Annotated in this window: 22 protein-coding genes; 10 read left to right on the forward strand and 12 right to left on the reverse strand. The window is 48.5% G+C overall.

The features are described from left to right. The first annotated feature begins 30 nt into the window (after nucleotides 1-30). The 3 genes from PY479_RS07780 to PY479_RS07790 all read left to right on the forward strand — a co-directional run bounded on the left by PY479_RS07780 (nucleotide 31) and on the right by PY479_RS07790 (nucleotide 4,566). Nucleotides 31-1,758, forward strand: a complete 1,728-nt coding sequence (locus tag PY479_RS07780; protein ID WP_212594544.1) for a DUF3373 domain-containing protein — start codon at nucleotides 31-33, stop codon at nucleotides 1,756-1,758. A gap of 43 nt (nucleotides 1,759-1,801) precedes the next feature. Next, nucleotides 1,802-3,175 (forward strand): tetrathionate reductase family octaheme c-type cytochrome, encoded by a 1,374-nt coding sequence (locus PY479_RS07785; protein WP_212594545.1) that lies wholly within the window; start codon nucleotides 1,802-1,804, stop codon nucleotides 3,173-3,175. Nucleotides 3,176-3,423: 248 nt separating this feature from the next. Beyond that, entirely contained in the window at nucleotides 3,424-4,566 is a 1,143-nt protein-coding gene (locus PY479_RS07790; protein ID WP_275483416.1) for a putative sulfate/molybdate transporter, read from the forward strand. A gap of 1 nt (nucleotide 4,567) precedes the next feature. Here the strand turns inward: PY479_RS07790 and PY479_RS07795 are convergent, their stop codons facing one another. Further along, on the reverse strand, nucleotides 4,568-6,343 hold the full coding sequence (locus PY479_RS07795) for a sensor histidine kinase (RefSeq protein ID WP_212596684.1): 1,776 nt from the start codon (nucleotides 6,341-6,343) through the stop codon (nucleotides 4,568-4,570). Between the two features lie 232 nt (nucleotides 6,344-6,575). Here PY479_RS07795 and PY479_RS07800 point away from each other — a divergent pair, with 232 nt between their 5' ends. Continuing rightward, nucleotides 6,576-7,163 carry a response regulator gene (locus PY479_RS07800; protein WP_228730363.1) on the forward strand — a complete coding sequence of 196 codons (588 nt, stop codon included), beginning with the start codon at nucleotides 6,576-6,578 and terminating at the stop codon, nucleotides 7,161-7,163. On the opposite strand, the gene PY479_RS07805 is transcribed toward PY479_RS07800, so the two are convergent. The 4 genes from PY479_RS07805 to PY479_RS07820 all read right to left on the reverse strand — a co-directional run bounded on the left by PY479_RS07805 (nucleotide 7,155) and on the right by PY479_RS07820 (nucleotide 10,971). Further along, on the reverse strand, nucleotides 7,155-8,246 hold the full coding sequence (locus PY479_RS07805) for an AbrB family transcriptional regulator (RefSeq protein WP_275483417.1): 1,092 nt from the start codon (nucleotides 8,244-8,246) through the stop codon (nucleotides 7,155-7,157). The two genes, PY479_RS07800 and PY479_RS07805, sit on opposite strands and share 9 nt — an antisense overlap. Continuing rightward, on the reverse strand, nucleotides 8,243-8,797 hold the full coding sequence (locus PY479_RS07810) for an isochorismatase family protein (RefSeq protein ID WP_212594549.1): 555 nt from the start codon (nucleotides 8,795-8,797) through the stop codon (nucleotides 8,243-8,245). Before PY479_RS07810 ends, PY479_RS07805 begins: the two co-directional genes overlap by 4 nt. A 107-nt stretch (nucleotides 8,798-8,904) precedes the next feature. Continuing rightward, complete coding sequence (locus tag PY479_RS07815; RefSeq protein WP_275483418.1) at nucleotides 8,905-9,837, reverse strand: pseudouridine synthase; 933 nt, start codon at nucleotides 9,835-9,837, stop codon at nucleotides 8,905-8,907. Between the two features lie 78 nt (nucleotides 9,838-9,915). Continuing rightward, nucleotides 9,916-10,971, reverse strand: coding sequence for an alpha/beta hydrolase (locus tag PY479_RS07820; RefSeq protein ID WP_275483419.1), 1,056 nt, complete (start codon nucleotides 10,969-10,971; stop codon nucleotides 9,916-9,918). Between the two features lie 296 nt (nucleotides 10,972-11,267). On the opposite strand from PY479_RS07820, the gene PY479_RS07825 reads away from it, so the two are divergent. Both PY479_RS07825 and PY479_RS07830 read left to right on the forward strand, forming a co-directional pair. Continuing rightward, nucleotides 11,268-13,670, forward strand: a complete 2,403-nt coding sequence (locus PY479_RS07825) for a TonB-dependent receptor (RefSeq protein WP_212594552.1) — start codon at nucleotides 11,268-11,270, stop codon at nucleotides 13,668-13,670. A 110-nt stretch (nucleotides 13,671-13,780) separates the two neighbouring features. Further along, nucleotides 13,781-14,254 (forward strand): YhcH/YjgK/YiaL family protein, encoded by a 474-nt coding sequence (locus PY479_RS07830; RefSeq protein WP_212594553.1) that lies wholly within the window; start codon nucleotides 13,781-13,783, stop codon nucleotides 14,252-14,254. Between the two features lie 48 nt (nucleotides 14,255-14,302). On the opposite strand, the gene PY479_RS07835 is transcribed toward PY479_RS07830, so the two are convergent. Next, entirely contained in the window at nucleotides 14,303-14,935 is a 633-nt protein-coding gene (locus PY479_RS07835) for an MliC family protein (protein WP_212594554.1), read from the reverse strand. A gap of 420 nt (nucleotides 14,936-15,355) precedes the next feature. Between PY479_RS07835 and PY479_RS07840 the strand changes: the two genes are divergently transcribed. Then, on the forward strand, nucleotides 15,356-16,153 hold the full coding sequence (locus PY479_RS07840; protein WP_275483420.1) for a transporter substrate-binding domain-containing protein: 798 nt from the start codon (nucleotides 15,356-15,358) through the stop codon (nucleotides 16,151-16,153). A 12-nt stretch (nucleotides 16,154-16,165) separates the two neighbouring features. Here PY479_RS07840 and PY479_RS07845 read toward each other — a convergent pair whose 3' ends face one another. Next, entirely contained in the window at nucleotides 16,166-16,480 is a 315-nt protein-coding gene (locus tag PY479_RS07845) for a hypothetical protein (RefSeq protein WP_212594556.1), read from the reverse strand. Nucleotides 16,481-17,208: 728 nt separating this feature from the next. Between PY479_RS07845 and PY479_RS07850 the strand changes: the two genes are divergently transcribed. Further along, nucleotides 17,209-18,504, forward strand: coding sequence for a carbohydrate porin (locus PY479_RS07850; RefSeq protein ID WP_275483421.1), 1,296 nt, complete (start codon nucleotides 17,209-17,211; stop codon nucleotides 18,502-18,504). Nucleotides 18,505-18,987: 483 nt separating this feature from the next. Here PY479_RS07850 and PY479_RS07855 read toward each other — a convergent pair whose 3' ends face one another. Next, nucleotides 18,988-20,109 (reverse strand): NAD(P)-dependent alcohol dehydrogenase, encoded by a 1,122-nt coding sequence (locus PY479_RS07855; protein WP_275483422.1) that lies wholly within the window; start codon nucleotides 20,107-20,109, stop codon nucleotides 18,988-18,990. A 203-nt stretch (nucleotides 20,110-20,312) separates the two neighbouring features. On the opposite strand from PY479_RS07855, the gene PY479_RS07860 reads away from it, so the two are divergent. Both PY479_RS07860 and PY479_RS07865 read left to right on the forward strand, forming a co-directional pair. Beyond that, nucleotides 20,313-20,477, forward strand: coding sequence for a hypothetical protein (locus PY479_RS07860; protein WP_275483423.1), 165 nt, complete (start codon nucleotides 20,313-20,315; stop codon nucleotides 20,475-20,477). 26 nt (nucleotides 20,478-20,503) lie between these two features. Then, on the forward strand, nucleotides 20,504-22,015 hold the full coding sequence (locus PY479_RS07865; protein WP_275483424.1) for a hypothetical protein: 1,512 nt from the start codon (nucleotides 20,504-20,506) through the stop codon (nucleotides 22,013-22,015). A 66-nt stretch (nucleotides 22,016-22,081) separates the two neighbouring features. Here PY479_RS07865 and PY479_RS07870 read toward each other — a convergent pair whose 3' ends face one another. The 4 genes from PY479_RS07870 to PY479_RS07885 form a co-directional block, all read right to left on the reverse strand. Next, nucleotides 22,082-22,807: a nucleoside phosphorylase gene (locus PY479_RS07870; RefSeq protein ID WP_275483425.1), complete on the reverse strand. Its 726-nt coding sequence runs from the start codon at nucleotides 22,805-22,807 to the stop codon at nucleotides 22,082-22,084. Further along, nucleotides 22,804-23,544: a nicotinamide riboside transporter PnuC gene (pnuC, locus tag PY479_RS07875; protein WP_275483426.1), complete on the reverse strand. Its 741-nt coding sequence runs from the start codon at nucleotides 23,542-23,544 to the stop codon at nucleotides 22,804-22,806. The genes PY479_RS07870 and pnuC overlap by 4 nt, the downstream gene beginning before the upstream one ends. 134 nt (nucleotides 23,545-23,678) lie before the next feature. Then, nucleotides 23,679-23,849, reverse strand: a complete 171-nt coding sequence (locus tag PY479_RS07880) for a DUF3012 domain-containing protein (protein WP_212594563.1) — start codon at nucleotides 23,847-23,849, stop codon at nucleotides 23,679-23,681. A gap of 72 nt (nucleotides 23,850-23,921) precedes the next feature. After that, a complete protein-coding gene (locus PY479_RS07885) occupies nucleotides 23,922-24,287 on the reverse strand; it encodes an STAS/SEC14 domain-containing protein (protein WP_212594564.1) in 366 nt (121 codons plus the stop codon). Nucleotides 24,288-24,362 lie beyond the last annotated feature (75 nt).

Raw genomic sequence — 24,362 nt, forward strand, 5'->3', positions numbered from 1 at the left:
GACCAGAACTTCTGGTCAGGAGATAAAAATATGCGCACTTTAGTCGCGATTGTTGTCGCTCAGGCTTTAGGACTTGCCGCCATGGCTAGCCCTGCTGTTTATGCCGCAGAACAAACAGATAATGCCAAGATTACTGAACTGAAACAGCAACTGGCGGATATCACCGAGGAGCTGGAAAATCTTAACGCTCGGGTCAATAAAACCGAACGTCATGCCGCGCTCGACCGTATTACTTTCACCGGTGATTTCCGAGTGAAAGCCCATTCGCTGCACTACCAAAATGTTACCTGGAATCCAGCAATTCTGGTGAACTTCAGTGACTTTGGCGCACGTGCAATGGCCGGGGAATATGGTAATCCAGCCGATGCCAGCTCACCGCTGGGCCAAATGATGGCAGCCAATCCTAGCCTGGCCGCCGCTTTTCAAAGTGGCCAGTTAAGTGGCGTTATGCCCTATGTATTGGCCGGAAAAACCCAGCAAGACATCGATAACGATCTTCTGTACACCACCCGCTTACGTCTGAATATGAAAGCCCAGGTGTGGGACAACGTGGATTTTGCTGGTCGTCTCAGCATGTATAAAAACTGGGGGGATTCTACCGGGGTGCAGGTATTTGACTCCTGGCGCTCCTACACTATGGATGGCACCGATTCCGGTAACACCTCTGGCGATTGGCTGCGGGTAGAACGTGCCTATTTCGACTGGCGTAACATCGGTGGCTCAGAGTTCTATCTGTCCATCGGTCGTCGTCCGTCAACTTATGGTCCTCCTAGCCAGTATCGTGAAAACGAACTGCGGGGTGGAACCCCATCCGGCCATCTAGTGAATTTCAACTTCGACGGTCTGACACTGGGTTACAAACTGGGTGAAATTACCGGGATTGACGGCCAGGTCGTACGGTTCTGTTACGGTCAGGGCTTCGAGTCTCAATGGGGCAACGGCGAGCTGTTTGGCGATACCGTGACGAAAGACACCCACCTCGGGGGCTTTAACATCGATGCCATCAACGATGGTAACCACTTCCTGCAATTGACCTTGTTTGCCGCTAAAGACATCAACGATGGCTTTAAAGGCACCATGGCGTTTCCGAATCAGTTTGCCTCTATCTTCGCCCCCACTATGTATCAGGATCTGCAGAAGTTTGACAACTTCAACTTCGTCACCCGAGTACAACCCAGTGGTGTGATTGGCGATATGTATCTGGGCGGCATTGGCTATGCCTATGAATCTGATGACGATATGAAGTTCTTTGCGTCTCTGGGCTGGACTCGCACCGTAGGTAACGGTTATGCCGGTATGTTTGGCGGCCTGTTGTCAGACGCAGTGTTCACTGCTGAGCTGAACAGCGATGGCACTGAAATCATCATGTCGCCATCTGCTGCAGACAGCAATGAGAACCATGACGGTTATGGGGTTTACGTCGGCATGCAGATCCCTGCGCCTTACGGCAAAGTCGGTCTGGAATATAACTATGGTTCCAAATACTGGACCCCATTCACTCAAGCACAGGACGACCCTATCGGTAGCAAACTGGCAACCCGAGGCCATGTGGTTGAAGGCTATTACATCTTTGATGTTAATCCGAAGATGTTCATCAAACTGGCAGCACTTTATTACAACTATGAATACACCGGTAGCGGCACTCCCGTAGGCGCGCCACAGAAAGTCAGCGACGTGCTGAACGGTACTGCGTATTCACTGTTGCCAGTGATTGATACCGCTATCGACGTTAATGCTTCCCTGACCGTTAACTTCTAACCCCATACAACAGCCCCGGGCAACCGGGGCAGGAGACACACTTATGAAATCACTTGCGTTACTCCTGTTGCTGGCGGCCGGAAGTGCCAGCGCAGCAGCGCCGCATAAAGATGTACTGAAAGGGCCATACGCCAATGGTCCTGAAGTCACCAAGGCCTGCTTGCAATGCCATGAGAAAGAAGCGAAAGATGTCATGAAAACCTCCCACTGGACCTGGGAGCTGAAACAGCAATTGCCTGGCCGCACGGTAATGCGCGGCAAGAAAAATGCAATTAACAACTTCTGCGTATCTATCGCCGGTAACCAACCACGTTGTACGGTATGTCACGCCGGTTATGGCTGGAAAGATAATAACTTTGATTTCACTGATGAAACTAAAGTGGATTGTCTGGTGTGTCACGACACCACGGGGACTTATGCCAAGACAGTGGCTGGCGAAGCGTTTGAAAACGTTGACCTGGCGAAAGTGGCTCAAAACGTTGGAAAGCCAGTCCGTGATAACTGCGGCTCTTGCCACTTCTATGGCGGCGGCGGCGATGCGGTGAAACACGGCGATCTGGATTCATCTATGGCCTATCCAGATAAAGCACTGGATGTGCATATGAATGCCGATGGTAATGACTTCCAATGTCAGGACTGTCATAAGACCAAAGACCATGACATTAGCGGTAATGCCATGGGCGTATCTCCTGGTGGTGAAGATCATATTGGTTGTACCAACTGCCACGATGCAGCCCCACATGCCAATAAACGTCTGAATACTCACGCCGAAACAGTCGCCTGTCAGACCTGTCACATTCCGTACTATGCCCGTCAGGAAGCCACCAAGCTGACCTGGGACTGGTCAACTGCCGGTGAAGACAGAGAAGATGCCGTCGATGAATATGGTCGTCACACTTACCTCAAGAAAAAAGGTTCATTCACTTGGGGCAAAATGGTGAAACCAAGCTATGCCTGGTACAACGGCAAAGCCGATGCCTATATGGCTGGTGACAAGATGGACCCTACCAAGGTGACCAAACTGGCTTATCCAATGGGTGACATCAAAGATCCAAAAGCGAAGATCTATCCGTTCAAGGTATTCACCGGTAAACAGATCTACGACAAGAAGAACCATATCTTCCTCAACCCGAAAACGTATGGTAAAGGGGGATACTGGAGTGACTTCGACTGGGATAAAGCTGCACGTCTGGGGATGGAAGCCAGTGAAGCAATGAAAGCTGTAGGTGCGACCTATAGTGGTGAATATGGGTTTGCCCCAACCGAAATGTGGTGGCGCATTAACCATATGGTTTCACCCAAGGAACAGGCGCTGAAGTGTAGCGATTGCCATAGCGCTAATGGTCGTCTTGACTGGAAAGCGCTGGGTTATGAAGGTGACCCAATGAAAGTAAAAGGTACTCGCCACACTAAGTAAACCCTAACCGGCGTTCCTTGTTTTGGTCGGTCATGTTGAATGCTCCCGACCGGGACCAACCCCAATCCCTGCTCGGGGTTGGTCCCATCTTTCCAGACAATAAGACCCACTCATAATCCAAACTGTCTCAGTTCGGCTAAACTGAAACTGAATAATTCAGAAAATCTCGGTATCCAGAGAAATAATGGCGCGGAAAAACTGGCACTATTATTGCGGTTATTCCGATAACTGATACAACGGCAACCTTTATGACCCAACCCAGTACTGTCTCCGTCAACGTCAACCGCACCTTAGGCGAACTCAGCGGTGCCTTTGCTGATCTTGGAACCTTCTTACCTTTAGTACTCGGGCTCATCGCGCTAAATCAATTCTGCCCACAAGGTATATTTCTCGGCTTCGGCGTGTTTGCTGTCGCAGTAGCCTTATTTTATCGCCGCCCAATTCCTATCCAGCCAATGAAAGTGATCTCCGCCATGGTGATTGCTCAGGGGCTTACCCCCGGCATGATGCAAGCCAGTGGGATGCTGATGGGGATAATCCTGTTGCTGCTGGCCTTCAGTGGTGCCATCACCTGGTTATCAAAACAGATTTCTCAGGCCATCAGCGTTGGCATCCAGTTCGCTATAGGCATTCAACTGCTGATGATGGGCGGCAAGATGATGACTGTCACCCCGTTGATTGGCTTTGGCGCTTTTGCCTTTATCTTTATTTTGCGTTTTTTGCCATTACGTTACGTGTCCATGCCGTTAGTGTTATTTGCCGGCATGTGGTGGCAATACCACAATGGCAGCGATGTGACAGGTTTTAGCTTTAATAACACCCCTTGGCAATTCCACTGGCCGCTGGCGAGCGAATGGTCGCAGGCACTCACCTTATTAGTGCTGCCACAACTGGCAATGACCCTGACTAACGCAGTCATTGCTACATCAGTTGTCGCCAAAGAGAAATTCCCGGAAGATGCCGAGCGTTTTACGCCAAAAGCCTTTGCCACCAGCTCTGGACTGGCCAACCTGCTATTAGCACCGTTTGGCGCAATCGCCATGTGTCACGGTGCCGGCGGCTTAGCAGTGCAGTACCACTTTGGTGCCCGGCGGTTGTGGGCCCCCCTAATTTTTGGCATCACCTGTATCACCGTGGCCTTGAGCTGGGGCGAATCAGTTGCCTGGTTGCTCAGTCTGATCCCCATGGCCATACTGGGCAGCCTGTTATCCATTGCCGGATTACAACTTGCCTGGTCTAAACGGTTACTTGATGGTCGACCATTTTGTATGGCCGTCATTGCGTCCACGGCCATTGTCAGTCTGGCGGTAAATCCTGCCGCCGGATTATTGGCTGGTTTGGTCGTGGAGTTTTTGCGCAGCCGTTGGGAGATGATCCAAACGATTCGCTGATTCAGTTACGCTGATAAGGCAACCATAGCCGCACCCGACAGCCCTGACGGTCAAGCCGGTTTTCCAGTTGCAGCAGGCCCTGATGTTCCGTCATCACTTCACGGCAGATAGCGAGTCCCAGGCCTAGCCCATGTTCTTTGGTTGTGGCAAAGGACTCCATCAGTTGATTGATTGGTGCAGTTAAGCCAGTGCCACTGTCCCTGATCTCCAGCAATAACCAGGGTTGTTGTAACTGCATCTCTCGCTCACTGGGAAAAGCCTGATAATCGATACGGATCAGCAACTGCTTCTCTGTGCTGGTCTCCATTGCATCAATAGCATTTTTGATCAGATTCACTAACACCTGGCTGAGTCCAACACTGTCCCCCAGCAAAGCTTGTTCCTGCCCCTGCTGCCGCAACTGCAGCGCTACCTGCTGCTGTTCAATGGTTCGCTGGAACAGCGCCAGTGACTCCTGCAATAATGGCAATATAAATAGTGGCGAATTTCCCGAACGCCGCCGCCGTAACAATCCTCGGATACGATGTACGACACTACCGGCTCGCATCGACTGGTTATAGATTTTGGTCAGCACTTCCTGTAACTGCTGATGCTGTAGATCTTGTTGGTCTAGCTTTTCCAGCGCCATCAGTGCGCCTTCGCTATATTGAGTAATCGCGGCAATTGGCTGATTGAGTTCATGCGCCAGTCCAGCACCAATCTCACCAACAATTGCCGCACTTTGCATCCGTTCAAGCTGTAACTCTTTATCTTTAAGCTGTCGCTCGGTCGCCATCAGAAACTCATTTTTCTGCCGAATTTTATATTCCAGCCACAGGTGATACAGGGGTGCCAGAAAAAAGATACACAGTAAAATGATCGCTGGCTCACGATGCAACCTGAACCATTTGCGCGCTGCATCATACAAAGGCGGAGGGCCACCATGTAGCTGTAACTCATTGTAAAGTTTAATTACCGCTAACTGACTGACGGGGGCGGTCCAGCCCATCAGATCGGCGCGAATAGCGGCATCCGCATCGGCTGGCAGATCAAATAATGCCTGTGTAACGGCCTGGGTGATTGGACTGGGGACCAAATCTGATGCGGCAAACGACCAGTTGGGGTACAGGGGGGTACTAGCATCACAATCGTAGCCCTCTGGTCGCTGACGATTGATGACACGAAAATCTTCCCGTTTCACCAAGCCGCCATCTACCATCTCCTCTAACGTACAGTAAGGCGTAATCGCCGCATCTACCGAGCCGTCACGCACCTGATACACCAAGGGCTCCAACGGGAAGCCCAGAAAATGGATGTCCCCAAAAAAAGAGCTGGCTTCAATACCTCGTTTATTGAGTAAACCAACGGCCGCCTGATAACCACCAAGCGCCTGAGGGTCACTGGCAACAATCGACACGCCACGCATATCATTCAATGTCTGGATCGGACTATCCGCCCGCACAATAATCGTTGAGCCAATAGCGTAAGTCGCACCATTGTGTTTACGACTGCGCATGGTCGCTAACCACGACAAAGGCAACTCATTACTGAGACTCAAATACTGCCCAGGATTGGTCACGATGAACTGAATACGGTGATCCAGCAGTTGCTGATCCATTTGAGTAAAATTCAGTGGCACCACTTCAAATCGGTTACCCGGCAGCCGCTGACTGAGATAATCCATCATCGGCTGCCAACGCTGCTTAGCCTCTGTCACGCCATGGTTTGCCAACACCGCCACGCGAAAAACCGCTTCAATGGGGTCATCGCCCATCTCACCATCCGCAATCGAGTGCATAGCCCAGCTGTGGCAACAGCAAAGCGATAACAGGAATAGCCACCAGCGTCGTTTCATAAATTCCCCTGTCAATATCATCGCTTCCAGCCTAATACGCCGGAATCGGCAATTCCTTGAATCACCGCATACACCGTACATAAAGCAAGTGATCTGCATCCAAAAGCCAGCGTTGAGGTTTGTCGCCGCTATCTCAGCGCATTACTCTTGAAACGACAGATTGATGAGGTCGTTGATGCAACAGAAAAAAATTTATCTGGTAGATGATGACGCCGCTATCCGAGATTCGCTGAGTTTTATGCTGGGGCAGTTTGGTTATCAAGTAACGGGCTATGCAGATGGACTGTGTTTTCTACAACAATGTCCACTACAAGAGCCAGGCTGCGTCATTCTGGATGCGCGGATGCCGGAGATCACCGGCCAGGCACTCCAGCAAAAACTGCTGCAGTGTGATAGTCCGTTAGGGATTATCTTTCTCACCGGGCATGGCGATCTGCCGATGGCGGTAGAAGCCTTCCGCCGTGGCGCTTGTGACTTTTTCCAAAAGCCGGTCAACGGCAAGGCCTTGGCAGCGGCTATCGAAAAGGCGCTCGAATATAGCCGCAAGGTCTGGGAAGAGCAGCAGTTACAAGCTCGGTTTAATACTCTGAGTCCCAGAGAACGCCAGGTGTTGCAGCTATTGATCCAGGGGCGAACCAATAAGCAGATGTCAGAATCATTGTTTCTGTCGCTGCGTACGGTTGAGGTGCACCGGGCCAATACCATGAAAAAACTCGGTGTCCATACGCTGGCTGAGCTAATGAAATATACGCCGTTATTTTAGATGCCGTTGCAGATGCGAGGTCACGGCTCTGGCCAGCAATGGCCCCATGACCATCACCAAAATTAACCGACCAGTTTGCATGGTCATCACCAGCGCCATATCCACCTGACTGGAGGCGCCAATAATGGCCACCGAATCTGCGCCACCCGGGCTCATCGCCAAATAGGCGGTTAATGGGTCCATGCCAGTAACATGCGCCAATATGGCGGCCAGCAGTCCACACAATAAAATCAGTACTAACGTGGATAACAATAATCTGGGCAACGCTTTGGCAGCGTAGCGCAGAATAGGTAAGTCAAAACGCGCACCGATACTCCACCCCACGATAGCATAGGACGCCCACAATATCGGCTGTGGTAAGCCAATGGGAAACCAGCCTAATTCTCGTACGGCAATCATCAGCAGTAATGGCATCAACATCGCCCCTGCGGGGATACGGCTGCGAAGACCCAGCCATACGCCACTAGTGATAAACAGCAAGGTAGCAATTAGCGGCAGTAGCTGCCATTCATTGGTCGATGCCTGTTGCACCGATGGCACTTGAACTTGTTCGGCGGGCAGCGACAGACGCGTAACGGCAATGGCCACCAGCGCCACCATCACCACCCGTATATATTGCATCAGCGCCACTAAGCGTACATCCGCGCCAAACTCTTGCGACATCACCGTCATCACCGTCGCGGCGCCAGGAGACGTGCCCCAAACTGCGGTAGCGCCAGGCAAAATATGCCAACGTGCGAGTAACCACCCCAGCAGACTGCTCACTAACAGTACGCCGATGATGCAGGCCACATACAGTGGCCAATGTCGCTGCATTTCAGTGTCAACTGCGGTCGGTAAAGTATTGGCGATCATTCCGCCAACAAGGCCTTGTGCTGCATTAAACCAGCGGATACTGGGCGAGGTGGTATGGTGCGACACTGCCAGCAGTGCGGCCGCCATCATTGGCCCTAACAGGAAAGCGGCCGGAACGGTTGCCGCCTGTAATCCGCCCGCGAGCAGCCATGATAAACCGATCAACGAGACCCAGCGCCACAGGCCAACGTGAGCAAAAATACGGTTAATCGCGATCATTAACGTCATTCAGCCACAAGTGCTAGCAACTCTTCAGTGGTACCCGTTTCACCCAGTCGAGGGAAAATACGCTGAAGACTGTTTTCATGCGTATCACGATGGAGATCAGTCATGGCATCACTGACCAGTGACACATTGTATCCCAGTTCAAACGCCTGACGAGCGGTGGACTCAACGCCAATACTGGTAGCTATCCCGATGATTACCACCTGAGTCACCCCACGTGCCTGTAACTGCTGATGTAAATCCGTATTGATAAAAGCGCCCCAGTTGTTCTTTGTGACATGGATATCGTGGCTATCGGTACCCAATTCAGGAACCAACGTCGCCCAGTTATCCGGACGCTGTCCATCACTGGGTGCCTGAGCCGTTCTTCCAGGTGCACCGCCGGCAACATTCACCAAAACCACCGGCCGTTGCTGCTGCCGAAATGCACCGATGATTTTCGCAGATTTATCGACCACAGCGGCCGCATCATCGCAAGTCGGTAACGCCACGATGCCATATTGCAAATCAATCACGATGAGGGCGGTATGAGGGTCAAGTTGGGAAAACGCCATAACAAACTCCTTGGTTCGGCAATGCGCCACGGTATTGTGAATAACCCGAGCGACAACTGATGAAGTGAGTCAGATCATTAAACAGTGGCAGAGATCCGCATCAGCTTTCAGTCAGCGACAAAGGCGTCAGTAAAACCATCGCAGCTGACATCCTGAGCCACACCTGACAGCGGATCAGTATACTGTAGCCTGCACGCCACCAGCTTAAGTGGCTTGGAAAAATCATCAGCCTGCAGGGGTTGTAACTGCGGATAGTAACGATCATTGAGTAACGGCATTCCCAGCGATGCCATATGCAAGCGCAGCTGGTGAGTTTTACCCGTCACCGGCTCCAATTCAAATAGGCCAATATCTGCGTTAACCGCCAGTAAGCGGATTTCAGAATGGCTGTTGGCTGTGCCTGGTACTATCTGCATGGTAAAGCCTGGGTCGCCGCGCTCGATCCGATTTTTCACCGTCCAACATTTAGGTTGCGATAACCAGCCCTGGGGCAGAGATTCACGCAACGCTGGCGTCAACCGTGCCAATGCCTGATACCGTTTGTGGATCAGCCCATCGCGAAACAAACTGTGGTAGGCATCGCGGGTCTCAGGTGCCACGGACATGAGCATCACCCCTGCCGTATCACGATCCAAGCGATGCACCGGAATGATTGTGTCGATACCGGTGCGAGCACGCAACCTTGCCACCAGGCATTCATTAACGAAGTTACCGCCGGGGGTTACCGGTAAAAAATGCGGCTTATACACTAGCAAAGAATGTTGATCCTGGTACAGGATCTGTTCCTGAAACGGAATACGAGGCTCTATCATGACTTCGCGATAGTAGTAGACTCGTCTTGCCGCTTGATAGGGCGTCTGTTCATCAATGAGAGAACCATCTTGCCAATGCACCTTACCCTGCTGCATTCGCTCACGCCAGACACTTTCGCTGATTGCCGGAAAGCGTGCCAGCAAAAATGCCAATACCGTAGGTTTATCGGTTTGTTGCTGCGGTAATACCACCCAGGAGGGATGGACTGCGGTGACACGCTGCTTCATGTCTTGTTACTGCACATAACATAGTTTCTCTGCACTTTGTGCTATCAGGAGGATTGTAACTCAAAGCAGGCAGATGACCTACAGCGGCTCCAGTCGTTCGGCAATGGCACCGGACTGCCATACCTGTAGAAACTCCTCACCCAATCGCCGACTAAGACTGAGGGCTTGTTGCCAGGCGGCAATACGGGTGTCACTGTCGAGTTGTTGAAAGTCTTTGCGATCGGGCAATTTACCACCGGGCAAAGAAGCGACAAACGCATCCATGGGGGCCACAACCAACGCGTTGGCCAGATTTGCCCTGGCGCGTCGCCAAGGCAGTGCCTTATCAAACCATCCCGGGGCCATCCAGGAATAGAAATGCGGGTAAAGTGTCAGCCCTTCGTTCTCGGTGAGTGGCAGGTCAAAGTGGCAATCCGTGATACCGCCATCATAGAAAACACCGTCACCCACCCCCGCAATGTGGGTCACCGGAGCTAACCATAGGGGAATACTGCCGGTGGCTTGTAGCACATCGCGGATATTCTTTACGCTCAACGGCTGCAACTGTGTCGGTAAATCACTCAGTTCAGCAAATTGCGAATCTCCAAACGCATTAGTAAACAGTTGCCGCTGAAAGTGCCAGCTCAGCGAACGACGATTAACCAGGTTAGTCAGCCCCGCGAGCAATAAGCCACTGGCAAGCAGTGGGCGGGCATGACAGGTATTAAGATGACGAGCACGACAAACCACCCAGTGACTGCGGATAACCGTATTGCTGACAATATCGCTCCCCGCTGCCGCACCGAGTAATTGACTCACAATATCTCGAACCGTTTGGCTTACCTGCTCACGCGTAGGATGGGTATCATAGCGCTGCAAAATATAAGCTTGCTCTAATCGTTGCAGCGCCGCTAATGGTTGTTGCTGCGCCAGGCAGGCTAGCCGCCAGGCCCCTGAAGATGCACCATAGGTATGAAGTGGTGTTTGATGCTCTCGAAAAAATTCACTGAATAACACCTCATCCAATCCGGCAATACCCAGCCATTTCGGCCCGCCAGAAGCAGCCAACAGCCGTTGAAACAGCTGCGGCTTTAATCCATGTTTCCCTAATATTTTTAGGGCAATTGGTCCCGCCAGAAAGCGCAGATTCGCCATATTAATTCCGCAAAGATTTTACATTTAAAGTTTCCACAAATTCTAAATTGGCGTAAATTTACATAAACTTCAATGTTACCTTCCGCAATGCCTCTGTTTTCATACACACTTTAAATTAGCTAGCTAAAAATTAGCCAATATTCATTTTTTTGCTTTTTACATTATATTAACAACATTTTTTTAGCTACTTTCCTCTTGATTTTACATTGTTGAATTTGTTATTAACTGTCGTGCTCAAGTAACAATAATGAAAAAACAACATAATAATTAACTTAAATAATGAAGTAAGGGGTTGTATGCGTCTCTCTGTTATCTCTCTGGCAGTCGCTAGCCAGTTGGTGTTACCTGCGGTGTATGCTGCAGATAATAATACTAATATTGAAAAGATCTCTGTGGTGGGTTCCCGCCTGGCAGTTCGCAGTGCCACCGACACTGCTGTGCCAGTCGACATCATCTCCGCTGAACAGCTCGAAGCTACCGGTATGACCGACACTGCTAAGGCGCTGCAATTTGCGGCACCTAGCTATAGCTTCCCACAATCCTCCGTGACTGACGGTACTGATGCAGTACGTCCGGCCAGTCTGCGTGGACTGTCTCCCGACCATACACTGGTACTGGTTAACGGCAAACGTTATCACGGTTCTGCGTTGGTACATTTGAATGGTACTGCTGGTCGTGGTTCTTCCAGTGTGGACTTAAACACTATTCCGATGTCCGCCATTAAGCGCATTGAAATTCTGCGTGATGGCGCCTCTGCGCAATACGGTTCCGATGCGATTGCCGGGGTCATCAACATCGTACTGAAAGATGCCAGCGAAGGCGGCGAAATATCAGTACAAGGTGGCCAAACCTATGAAGGTGACGGCGAACAATGGACCGCCGGCCTCAACAAAGGTATCAAGTTCAGCGAAAATGGCCACGTGGATATCTCATTAGAAGCCTCACACAAGAATCCTACCAACCGTGCCGGACTCGACATGCGCCAACAATATCCAACACTGGATGATGGCAGTCTTGACCCACGGGAAGAAACCTTTAACCGCCAGAATCATCAGATTGGCGAAGGTAAATACGATAACCTGTCGTTGTTTGTTAACGGTGCCCAGTATTTTGGTGATAACAAACTGTATTTCTTTGGTGGTGTCAGTGATCGTGAAAACGAATCTGGTGCGTTTTATCGTCGTGCCCTGGATTCTCGTAACATCCTTGAAATCTACCCTGACGGCTTCCTGCCAAAACTGGCGCCAAAAATTAAAGACTATTCCGCTACCGTTGGCTATGCCTTCAATGCCGGCGAATGGAAAATGGATGCCGCTGCCGGGTTCGGTCGCAACGACTTTGCTTACTATGTGAAGAACAGTCTGAACGCGTCTTACGGTCCTGACAGTCAGACCAGTTTCTACGACGGGACACTGAGCACCGAAGAAACCAACCTGACCTTAGACGCCTCTCGTTATTTGCCGTTCTATAACGACTCTGAACTGATGCTGGCTCTGGGTGTGGCTTATCGTAACAACAACTATCAGATCGAAGCGGGTGAAGAAGCGTCTTATGCCAATGGTGGTTATGATAACCGTGCCGCGGGTAGCCAAGGCTTCACTGGTTTCACGCCAGATTCAGAAGTTGACGAAAGCCGTCATAACACGGGTGTCTATGCCGAAGTTGAAAACCAGCTGACGCAGGATTTCTACTGGGCTGCCGCGTTACGTTATGAGAACTACTCTGACTTCGGTGGTAACACCACCTGGAAACTGGCCACTCGCTACGACTTGACCGACAAACTGGCATTACGTGCGACGGCTAACACCGGTTTCCGCGCACCAAGCGTACAGCAGTTGTACTTCACCAACATCTCTACACTGTTCGTATCAGATCCTGATACTGGTGAACTGGTTCCAACTGAATCTGGCACCTTCAACAGTTTGTCACCCGTGGCTCAAGCCCTGGGCATCAACGAGCTGAAACCTGAAAAATCGACCTCCTTCAGTGGTGGTCTGGTGTACACCGGCGACAATGGCGTGACAGTTACCCTGGATGCCTATCAGATTGATATTGATGACCGAATCATTCTGTCCAGCTCGCTGACACCAAGTGATTCTGCAGCTGTTGCAGAAGCGCTTTCTGGTACCAACGCTCAGTCTGCCCGATTCTTTATTAACGGTGTAGATACCCGCACCAAAGGGGTGGATTTGGTTATCAGCAAAGACTTCCAGCTGGGTAGCTTTGGTGATCTGGCCAGCAGTTTGGTTTATGCCTACAACAAGAATGAAATCCGTGACATTCACTTGCCATCGCTGCTTGATGGTCTGGAAGACCAGCTGTTCGACCACGTTGAACAGGTACGTATGACAGATTCATCACCACAGAACAAAGGCAGCCTGAACTTCACTCATACCTATGGTGATGTCAAAACCACACTGCGCTTTAACTACTTTGGTGATTACAAAGTAGGTCTGTCTACTGGTGATACACTGGATTATGGCTCAAAGACCACGACAGACCTGTCTGTGGCTTATGCCGTGACTGATGATCTGACAGTCACTCTGGGCGCGCAAAACCTGTTCAATATGTACCCAGACAAAGCCAAGACTGAACCAACCGATCAAAGCTTTGGTGGTATCTTCAAATACCCTGTCGGAAATACTCCATTCGGTATTAACGGCGGTTATTACTACGTACAGGCACGTTACACCTTCTAAGGTGGTGCTATGACGTTCAAAAGCCGGCTTTTGCCGGCTTTTTTTATGCCGACAATATACTTTTGCCACAGCCGGAATATACTGGGCGCGCATTGTTGCCGGAGAATGTCATGATCATCGATACGTTAGCTAATCGCTCACTTTACAGTCATCTGCATCCACGCCTGAACGCGGCGCTGGAGTATTTAGCCACTACCGATTTTAGTACTCTTGCCAAAGGCAGTTATGCCCTGGAAGGTAAATCGCTGTTTGCCATTATTAGTGATTACACCACTGTTGCTCGTGGCACCGAACCGTTTGAAGTTCATCGTCGTTATATCGACGTGCAATATATTGTCAGTGGTGAAGAGGAATTTGGCTTTCTGCCCAAGCCAGCGCATCAACAGCCTTGCAGCGCCTATAATGACGAACGGGATTTCGAAGAATACAGTTATGACCTTAATCAAGCGGCCGCCAGCTATGTCGCGCTGAAATCTGGCATGTTTGCAATCTTCTACCCAGATGACGCCCACATGCCATGCTGCACCCTGGGGGCTGAATCACAGGTGCGCAAGGTTGTCGTTAAAGTGCAAATTGCCGACTGATGACATAAAAAACAGCGCACATAGCGCTGTTTTTTTTACGTTTTATCTTTAATAACCAGTGCCATCAGCCTTTTTATGGCAATGAATTTCTGCAGCATCTTTACCCCAACGCAGCATCAGCTCACCACCATGATTCCATAACTGGTGCTTATCATCCTGGTACTTAGCACCACTGGCACTGGGGACCTGGGTCAGCATTACTTCTTCATTGCCCACTTTTGCCCGTGCCACATTCGGATCAGAATCAAAGAACTGTGCGACTAACCAGGTAGCGGGCACATTGTCACAGACAAAGGTGAATGGACCTTGTGAAGGTACCAGTAAGTAGCGTGACTGCAATTCTGCAATACGATGTTGATAACTACTCATGGCGCACGCGTGAGCATTTTTCTGTGTCATACAAGCATTACGTTCAGCGGCCCATTGATGCTGGTTATGGTCCAACAATGGCAAATCTTCTAAGGCTGTTTTTTTCTGTGCTTGCTGATAGATATAATCCAGCTTACGATCCAACTGCGACAATTCGCCATCGCCACATACCCATTGTTTTACCTCTGAACTGTCGGTTTGACTTAAATGACAATCAAATGAGGGCTGATCAGTATTCGCCGCCATTACCGCCGGTGCAAATAACCACAGTGCGACTGCACTCAGTATTATTTTCGATAGACCTTTCATCATATGCACTCCTGAACACCGCCCAAAAACAAGAGCCGATGCAGTGATTATTGCTACCAGCCACACCAACCACCAACATCGATCCATTATTAATAAGGATAATCAAAATTATTCAGAAACATTTCATTATTAAAAATAATTCACGCCAATTGGCTATTTTTTATGCTTTTTTATTTACTTGAGTCTCACTTTATATAATTGTTGCTTCTTTCAGGAGGGAAATGAGTCCACACTTACCAATGGCCAACTAGCGGCTCATCAATAAGTGGATCAATAAGTGGATTAATAAGACGGAAATGCACGATGAATTTACCTGCTAAGAAGAAGTTAGTTGAATTTTACAGAGCCTATAATGCCGATTAACACTAAGCCTTTTGGCATAAAGCGTAACGCATTCGAATACCAACGTAATTTAGGCAAGCCATGCCAGATTTGAGCATTATGCCGCATAACCGCTACCTGATACCGCTAATGTTATCGCTATGGTTATTGGTAAATTTCAGCGTAGTGGCAACAACCTCGCCGTTGCGACTGGCCACGCTCGAGTATCCACCATTTATTTATGAAGAAAATCACCAAGCGAAAGGTTTAATTGTTGAGATTGTGCAGGAAGCTTTCCGGCGGATGAATCAACCTGTTGAAATCGAGTTTTATCCAGTTGCCAGAGGCCTGATGATGATAAATAACGGCGATATCGACGGCTATTTTACACTCAAAAAAACACCTGAACGGGCAAGCAAGCTGTTGTTTACCACACAACCCCTTATCCAACAGACATTTGTTTGGTTCACAAGAGCAGACTCAAGGGTAAGTTACCAAGGCAATCTAACGGCCATGGCCCCATTTAAAATTGGTGTCGTTGGCACCGCATCTTATGGTGCTCAATTTGATGCCGCAGTTGCCGGTGGCACGCTGTCGAATATTGAGACCTCGCGGGATTTTATTGGTAACTTAAAAAAACTGATCGCTGGCAGAGTGGAGCTCATCGTCAACAGCTATGATGTCGGCATGGAAATCATCCGGCAACTGCACCATGAGGCGCAAATCAAAACACTTGAACCCCCGATCGAGGTAGTCAACAGTTACCTGGCCTTCACCCGCAAGAAAGAGTTGCAGCAACAGGCTGACGACTTTGACGCGGTTATGCGACTTATGATGGCTGATGGCACGATAGACCGCTTGAAACACCGCTACCCGGCGAATATCTCCATTGGTTATTAAACACTGCTTGGCTCAATGCAAAAGCTCACGGATCCACTCTTGTGGATTTGCCACAATAAACTGATACACAGAACCATCCTGCAACTGCAACTCCAGTGCATCACAACTGATAGGAAAAACTCCCGCGGCTGTACCGCGACATTTTTTGGCACTCACAATAGACGATAACGCAATCTGATAAGGCCCCATGCCCAGTTGTCTATTGAATGGCTCAAATGTGAGCCGCTGATGCTCAAGTACCAGTCTACCGTCGGCTTTAGCAACACCCAACTGCACGGTCGCAGGGGTGGATTTGATGAGACTATCTTGCGAAGTAAATGGTTGCATAACCTAAATCCTTTTAGTTTTCCGAAGATGCAAACGGACAACCGCATCCTCAGCCATTACATAGTATTAATTGTATCTCTTGTAATCAAAACTGCCGCGTTTGACTGCGATATATGTCAATCACAACGTCACCGTTTTAGCCAGTATCGCCAACCATACACGGCCGTTTCAAGCGCCGCTGACACCATCACCGCGACCTCGTCGCCACCACAAGTATCTCAAGCGCGATACGTGCTGATGAAGTCATACCATTGGTAAACACTTCTTTTGCTGATTTTATTAATCGTGACTTACTGTTGAATTGCCCATAATACATTATCAATCTATAAAAAATTTAGGGAAAAGGCGCAACAATTTATCGTTCATGATTAAAAAATCATCTTATTGATATATCCTAAAAAATATCGTGTGCTAAATAGATGTTCATCAGCATTTGCGCTTTTTCCCATTCATCATTCAACACCAAATCATTTCGTTGTCATACACAATGTTAAATCACCAAAAAACATCAATGATTTTTAACCAAAATCGACAATAAACGAAATTTTTAATGACATCACACACTTTATTATTGAGTTTTTATCAAAAATACCCCATAAATCATCGCAATTCTCCAACCTGAAAATTAACAATTAATTAACAGTATATTACTTTTATATTGTTCCGCATTAATTGCTTATTTTTAGTTATTACCATAGAAAAATGAAAGGTGCTGTAAGGGTCGTCTAATGAGAAGTATTTATTTTTTACCATTTTTATTATCAACACTCTGCGGTTTTCCTGCTTTAGGGGCCAGTTACCATGCCAGTGATTTTATGCTGGGCGACTGGGCAGGCACACGCACACAACTGCACGATGATGGTGTTGATTTAAATCTGGTATATACCAATGAATCCGGTACCAACCTGTCAGGTGGTGACAAGCATGCCTTTGCATTTGCGGATGAATTTAAGGCAGGTGCGGCATTTAATTTAGCCAAATTGATCAATCTGGAGAGTGGACACTTTTACTTTGCCATGAGTATGCGCGGCGGTGATGCCGATAATCTGAATACTCAGGCCGGCCTAGGAGAATTGCACCAGTCACTGGAAATCTATGGTCGCGGACGCGTCACCAGATTATCTGAAATGCGTTATCAGCAGTTTTTTTTCAATGGTGATCTGGAGCTAAACCTTGGGCGTATGAACTTAGGCAGCCAATTTGGTGGCCGCGAATGCGACTTTATGAATCTTAACTTCTGTAGTACGCAGTTCAACAAGCAAAGTCCTACCGCTTATAACTGGCCTATTTCACAATGGGCGGTGACACTCAAAGCCAAAGTGAGTGATCAGTGGGCAATTAAAACAGGCGTCATTCAACATAACCCTAGTTTTCTAAAAACCAGTCAGGGGATGAATTTTGGAAATCCAGCAGGGACCCAGGGTATGGTGTTACCTATCGAGTTACAGTGGTCGCCCGTGGTGAATACCTTTACCGGCAATTATCGTTTAGGCTACTGGTACGATAGCGCCGATCAGGCAGATCTGATACTGGATGATAATAACAACTATCGGGTGGTGTCTGGTGATTCCGCACGGATGCATAGTAGCATTGATGGTGAATATCTAATTATTGATCAACAAATTACCAGTTTTGATGACAATCCGGCACGAGGTATTTCACTGAATTTATATGCCGACCGCGGCGATAAACACACCACCAAAATTGATAAACAACTGAATATCGGTATGGATATCAATGGCCCGTTCGCATCTCGCCCCAAAGACAAATGGGCCGTCGCGTATGGCTACTTACATGTTAATAATCGTCTGTCTGAAGCAGTTCAGGCTTACAACGAGTTACCCACCACAACGACCGGAATGCCGCTACTCAGCAGTGAGCATACACTTGCGATGCTTTATAAAGTACAACTTTTGCCTTATTTAAGCGTGCAGCCGGAACTACAATATATTTACCGTCCAGGTGCTAATAGCGATAATAGCAATGCCTTAGTTGCAGCGTTGAAAATTCGTTGCAATTTCTAATAGTGTATTCTGGCAGTCAGCAAATACTGGCTGCCTTTTCTTGTCCACTTTATTTATAACCAGTTACTAAAATTTATTAATGATTAATTCTATAATTTATTCTAAGAATTAAATTTCGTTCTTTATTTAATATTGCAATGTAAAAAATAGTATCCGCAATTTTTATTGCTATCTAAAATTATCGCAATAATGCCGTAACAAGTAATATCCTGGGAATTATTTTTGTCATTAATAAAATGATTTCACATGGTAAGGCTATTCAATAATAAAATTGCTCACGAAACTGCTCATTAAGCAATAACGACATTCACCAACCACAAGAGGGAACAACGCGCAAGACAGCCACAGATTGTTGGGTATAAATGAAATGCCAATTTTGGCAAACCACACTGACCAAGTGTTTAGTCGATGAGTTCCCCTCAACAGTGCACAAAAAAGCCACCAATATTATTGGTGGCTTTTATTTACTGGTGTGGCTAATGTCTAACCAATTTTAACAATAGGTTTCAGTGTAATCCCTTTTTCACTGTCTTCAGCCGCCTGGTTAATCTGTTCAAAAGAGTAGAACTTCACCAGTTTGTCGAACGGGAAACGCCCCTGCTGATATAACTTCACCAACTGGGGAATAAATTGTTTTGGTGTAGAATCACCTTCCACGATACCGCGGATGGTCTTGCCGCCCAACAGTAACTCGTTAACGTCAAATTTGGCTTCAGTACCCAGTGCTGGGGCACCAACAACACCAATTGCCCCTAACAATCCCAAACTATCAATGCCCTGACGCAGTACCGCCGGGATCCCTGTAGACTCCAGGGCGTAGTTCACGCCACCGCCAGTGATTTCGCGAATAGTGGCAACTGGGTCCTGTTCCTTACTGTTGATCACGTGAGTCGCCCCCAACTCTTTCGCAAGCTGCAACCGGGACGGAACAACATCAACTGCAATGATGGTAGTGGCTCCAGCGACTTTAGCCGCCAATACCGCAGATAACCCTACCGCCCCCGCACCAAATGAAACAAAGCTGCTGCCGGGCTTAACCTGTAATGAATTAATTACCGCACCAGCGCCGGTCTGAATCCCACAACCCAATGGGCCAAGCAGCTCCAATGGCGCATCTTCTGGTACTTTTATCGCGTTAGATTCCAGTGATAACGCGTAATTTGCAAAAGAAGACTGAGCAAAAAAGTGGTCATGCAAGGGGTCGCCGTTGGCATCATGAATGGCGGTTTCGCCATGCGAATCGGCGCCGCTAAAATTACGCGGATAGAATTCATCGCAATATGCTGCATGGCCAGTACCGCAATGATCACAGTGACTACAGTAACCATAAGTCAGTACCACATGATCACCGACTTTCAAATCTTTCACCAGCGGGCCAACCGCTTCAATCACCCCTGAACCTTCGTGGCCAAGCACGGCAGGCAAAGGCACTGGATAATATTGGTCACGGACAATCATGTCGGTATGACACATACCGGTTGCCACAATCTTTACCAGTACTTCATCGTCTTTAGGTGCGCGGATCTGAGCATCTTCCAGCACAAAAGGCTGGCTTTTGCCACGAACAACCGCTGCTTTCATATCGTAAAAATTCTGTGTACTCATAAATTTGACTCCTTTCTGTTACCGCAACGCCCTGCATCAGGTTGTTTGAGCGTCCAGAGAACCCATCGCCGTTATGTTCTGGCGATGAGCAGATTTCAATGAGGTGTCTGAATCGAAGATACTCACGAACACCATATCAACATCACATCATCTATCTATTTGTGATCTTAAGCACAGATTAAGCTGTGATTAATGAAATGAAAATGGCTAAATTCGCAACAAATCTTTCTGATATATCGAAAGATAATTATCCAATGATTAAACCTGCGGAAATCAACATCCTGTCTAAAGCGCAGCTGGTGTTTGCCGCATCTGGCGCCCTAGCTGACCAAATGTGGCTGAAATGCAGATTCTCTCCTACGCTTTAATTTTTTATCGCGGCAAGGAAATCGCCATGCAAAAGCTAGTGATATTAATGCTCGCTACTGTGTTTAGTATCGGCACCCTTCAGGCAAAAGAAAAAGAAGAAAGTAAAACCCCTCCACCCAAACCAGAAGCTAAAGTTTCGGTCACTGATCATTCGATGCGTATAGATGGCACAAAAATCGACTATGTTGCCACCGCCGGCACCATGTTGATGAAGAACGACAAGGGTGAACCCAAAGCCCTTTTTGGTTTCACTGCTTATGTGAAGAAAGACACCGATTTGCGTACCCGCCCGATCATGTTTGCCTACAACGGTGGCCCTGGCTCTGCCTCACTCTGGTTACATATGGGCATACTCGGTCCACAGAGAACCGTTGTTGTGGATACTGATTTCAGTGACAACGGCCCCTTCAAACGCGTAACTAATGAATATTCGATCCTCGATAAGGCCGATCTGGTGATGATAGACCCGGTAGGTACCGGACTTTCGCACGCCGTTGGCGACGCTAAAAATGAAGACTTCTGGGGTACTGATCAGGATATTGAATCTGTCGCCAGTTTTATCAAACAGTACATTACTGAAAATCATCGTTGGCAATCCCCCAAATACATTCTTGGGGAAAGCTATGGCGGTATGCGTACCGCAGGGGTTTCTCAGTACCTCGTCAGCAACTATATGATTTCGCTTAAGGGCATCATCCTGGTGTCACCATTTTTACAATTTGTCACTGGATTCGATTTCGGCCAGGCAGATCTGCCCCATGTGTTGTTCATGCCTTCATTTGCCACCGCTGCGTGGTATCACAATGCGATTGCCGACAAACCTGCCGATTTGCAGACCTTCATTAGTCAGGCGGAAAAATTTGCCGTAGAAGAGTACGCGCCGGCACTGATGAAAGGAGCCAGATTAACCTTTGATGAAAAGCAGGCCATAGCCGATAAGCTGGCGGCTTTTACCGGTGTTAGTGCTAGTTACTGGCTGCTGTCAGACCTGCGCGTGGATCATCAGGCATTTTTGAAAGAACTGTTAAAATCCAAACACATGACAGTCGGACGTATCGACTCGCGCTTTAAGGGTTATAGTCTGGATCCGGTGGCGGATCATATGCGCTATGATCCAATGACCTCTGCGGTGGGACCACAAATTCTCTCCACTTTTATGGATTACTACACCACCGATCTCGGCGTTAAAGACGTCAGTGACTATAAAGTGTTTGGTGATGTCTTCAGCAAATGGGATTTCAGCCACAAGCAACCCAATGGTGGCTTTATGAAAATGCCGTTTCCTGATACCGGTGTGGACCTCGCTTACGCCATGATCCAGAGTCCCAAAATGAAGGTGCTAGTGCAGCAGGGCTATTTTGATATGGCAACGCCATTTTTCACAACCCAGTACATGCTTGACCACCTGAAGATCCCCGATGCGTTACGTGGAAATATCAGTACCGCATACTATATGGCGGGCCATATGATGTACGTCAATCCACCGTCAATGGCGAAATTCAAGCAAGATCTGGCGGCGTTTATCGATCAGAAGTAATACCCGAGGTCATCATTGCGACACGCTGGCAGCAACACATGCTGCCAGTGCATTTTCTAATATGATTTATTGGCACAGCGCTGCCAATGCTGCACGGGCGGCCAACTGCTCACCCTGCATCATGATTGTTTCAGCCGCCACATAGTCATTTATGCCGTCTGCCGCATGTTCACCGTATAACACGACATTATTCAGCACTGAGGCCACGGCGACATCACGTAAACGTCCTACCGTGAATAGCGCGGCAGTTTCCATATCTGCAGCTAAAACTCCCAACTGATGCCACTGGCGGCAGATAGCCAATTCCTGATCTGTATAAAAACTGTCATGGGAGCGCACGATACCCAGATGATGACGTTGCAGATATTGTTGCAGATAATCACTTAAGCCATTCACCAATAACCGATTCGCCAGCGCTGGATAGGCAACAGGCGCATAACTGGCGGAGCCACCATCATCGCGCACGGCCGCTTCTGCCACAATTAAGTCACCTAAAGCAATTTGCGGTTGCAACGCACCGGCAGAGCCCACCCGAATAAACTGCCTGCCACCGCATTTAATCAACTCTTCCAACGCGATAATGGCTGAGGGCGCACCGATGCCAGTGCTGCAAACTGTGATAGGAAGCCCCTGAAACTGACCATTAACACTGGTAAATTCGCGATTACTCGCCAACGGTTTGGCGTCTGCTAACAGACTAGCGATACGCGTCACACGCGCCGGATCGCCACAAAGGATCACCCTTTCACTTACCTGCCCTGGCTGCAACAAGATGTGCGGTTGTCCAGTCATATAGCGCCTTCCTGAGCAAATGCATGGCGGCTGCCATTGTATTTAGCTGTCTTTACCCACGCCCGAGTACCATTGGCGGCAATAAACAACAGAATGGTGTATTCAATCGACATAGCATATACGCCCTGAGCGGCATAAATACCCACACTGATAACGTTAATCAGCACCCATAAAATCCAATTTTCAACGTATTTGCGCGTCATCAGTAACTGCGCCACAACCGACAACACGGTCACCATGGCATCCCACAAAGGGAATGGATCCGGCTGCAAACTTGGCAGTTGTACGGTCAAGCCTAGGAAATTCAGCGCCGCGACGCACCAGCTTGCCAGTGTGAAAAATACCGCATCGATATACAGCGTTAATAAACTGACGGCCACAATGACTAACAGCAAGGTCAGCATCAGCTTATTGCGTGCCAGCCAGCGTACCTGCAACGCTTCACCCTGACTTCCCGCAGGGTGGGTCCAGGCGTACCAGCCATAAACGTTGGCACAGAAGAAAAACACTTGCAGCAGTAACAGACCGTACAACTGAATTTGAAAAAATATCACCGCAAACAAAGTGACGTTGATCAGTCCGAACAGGTAATTAATATTTTTTTCCTGACTGGCATACCAGATACATAACAGTCCGAATATTGTCCCGATGGCTTCAATCCACGACATCGCATAGCCGCTGCCAATCGGGATATTTACCAAGGTGTTATTAATGTCGAACCAACTGACTATATCCATGCTTATTTGAATGTTAATGATAGTTAAGTAAGGGATGGTACGTTTGATAAAAGGTTATCGCCAATTATCTTGGCAACAATAAAAAAGGGCTGTTACAAGTATCACAGCCCTCTTAACGCGACACGAACGTCAGCTTATTTAAAGACACAATGCTTGGCGTAATCTTTCGCTTCATTAGCAGACCAATCGCCTGATGGCTTCTCTTTCATCTGTTTGCACCAGGCTTCACTGCCCACTTCTGGAGAACACGCACCTAAAAAACCAACTAAGACCAGTGACAGGGTGACAACAGTAAATTTAGACATTTCGGGTTCCTTGCATCGAAGAGTTATCCTGGCTTTAGCTTACCAGACCCATCAGCATTTCCACAGTGTTAATCAATGGTGCAAGCGCTTGCGGATCCATTGAACGGCCTCGGCTTTACGCTCCAATGGATACCAGGCAATCTCACCGGATACAAAGGGGCCGAGCAAACGTACGGCATTACCAACCCAATCAGGCCCGCCGACAAGTACCAGTGCGTCAAAGTTCGGTAACTGCACTTCGCCAACTCCCGACAACGATTTGGTTTCCCAGCCTTCCAGCAATACATCCGCTTCAATATACAGGCACACCTGCCCCCAATTATCACGGGCACTCTTAATTGCCGGTTGCAGCTTAGTACGGTAATCCACGGCGGTTAGTCGCCCACTGACAAATAAACTGATAACGCCTTTGGCAATTTCTGGGATCTGACACAGCATAAGCGCTCCTGCAGATAAAGTTAACCGCGTTATAGCAGCCGCCATCACGGCTCAAGACCTGCGAGATGCTGCGGT

Source organism: Shewanella sp. A32, assembly GCF_029167175.1.
Classification (GTDB): Bacteria; Pseudomonadota; Gammaproteobacteria; order Enterobacterales; family Shewanellaceae; genus Shewanella; species Shewanella yunxiaonensis.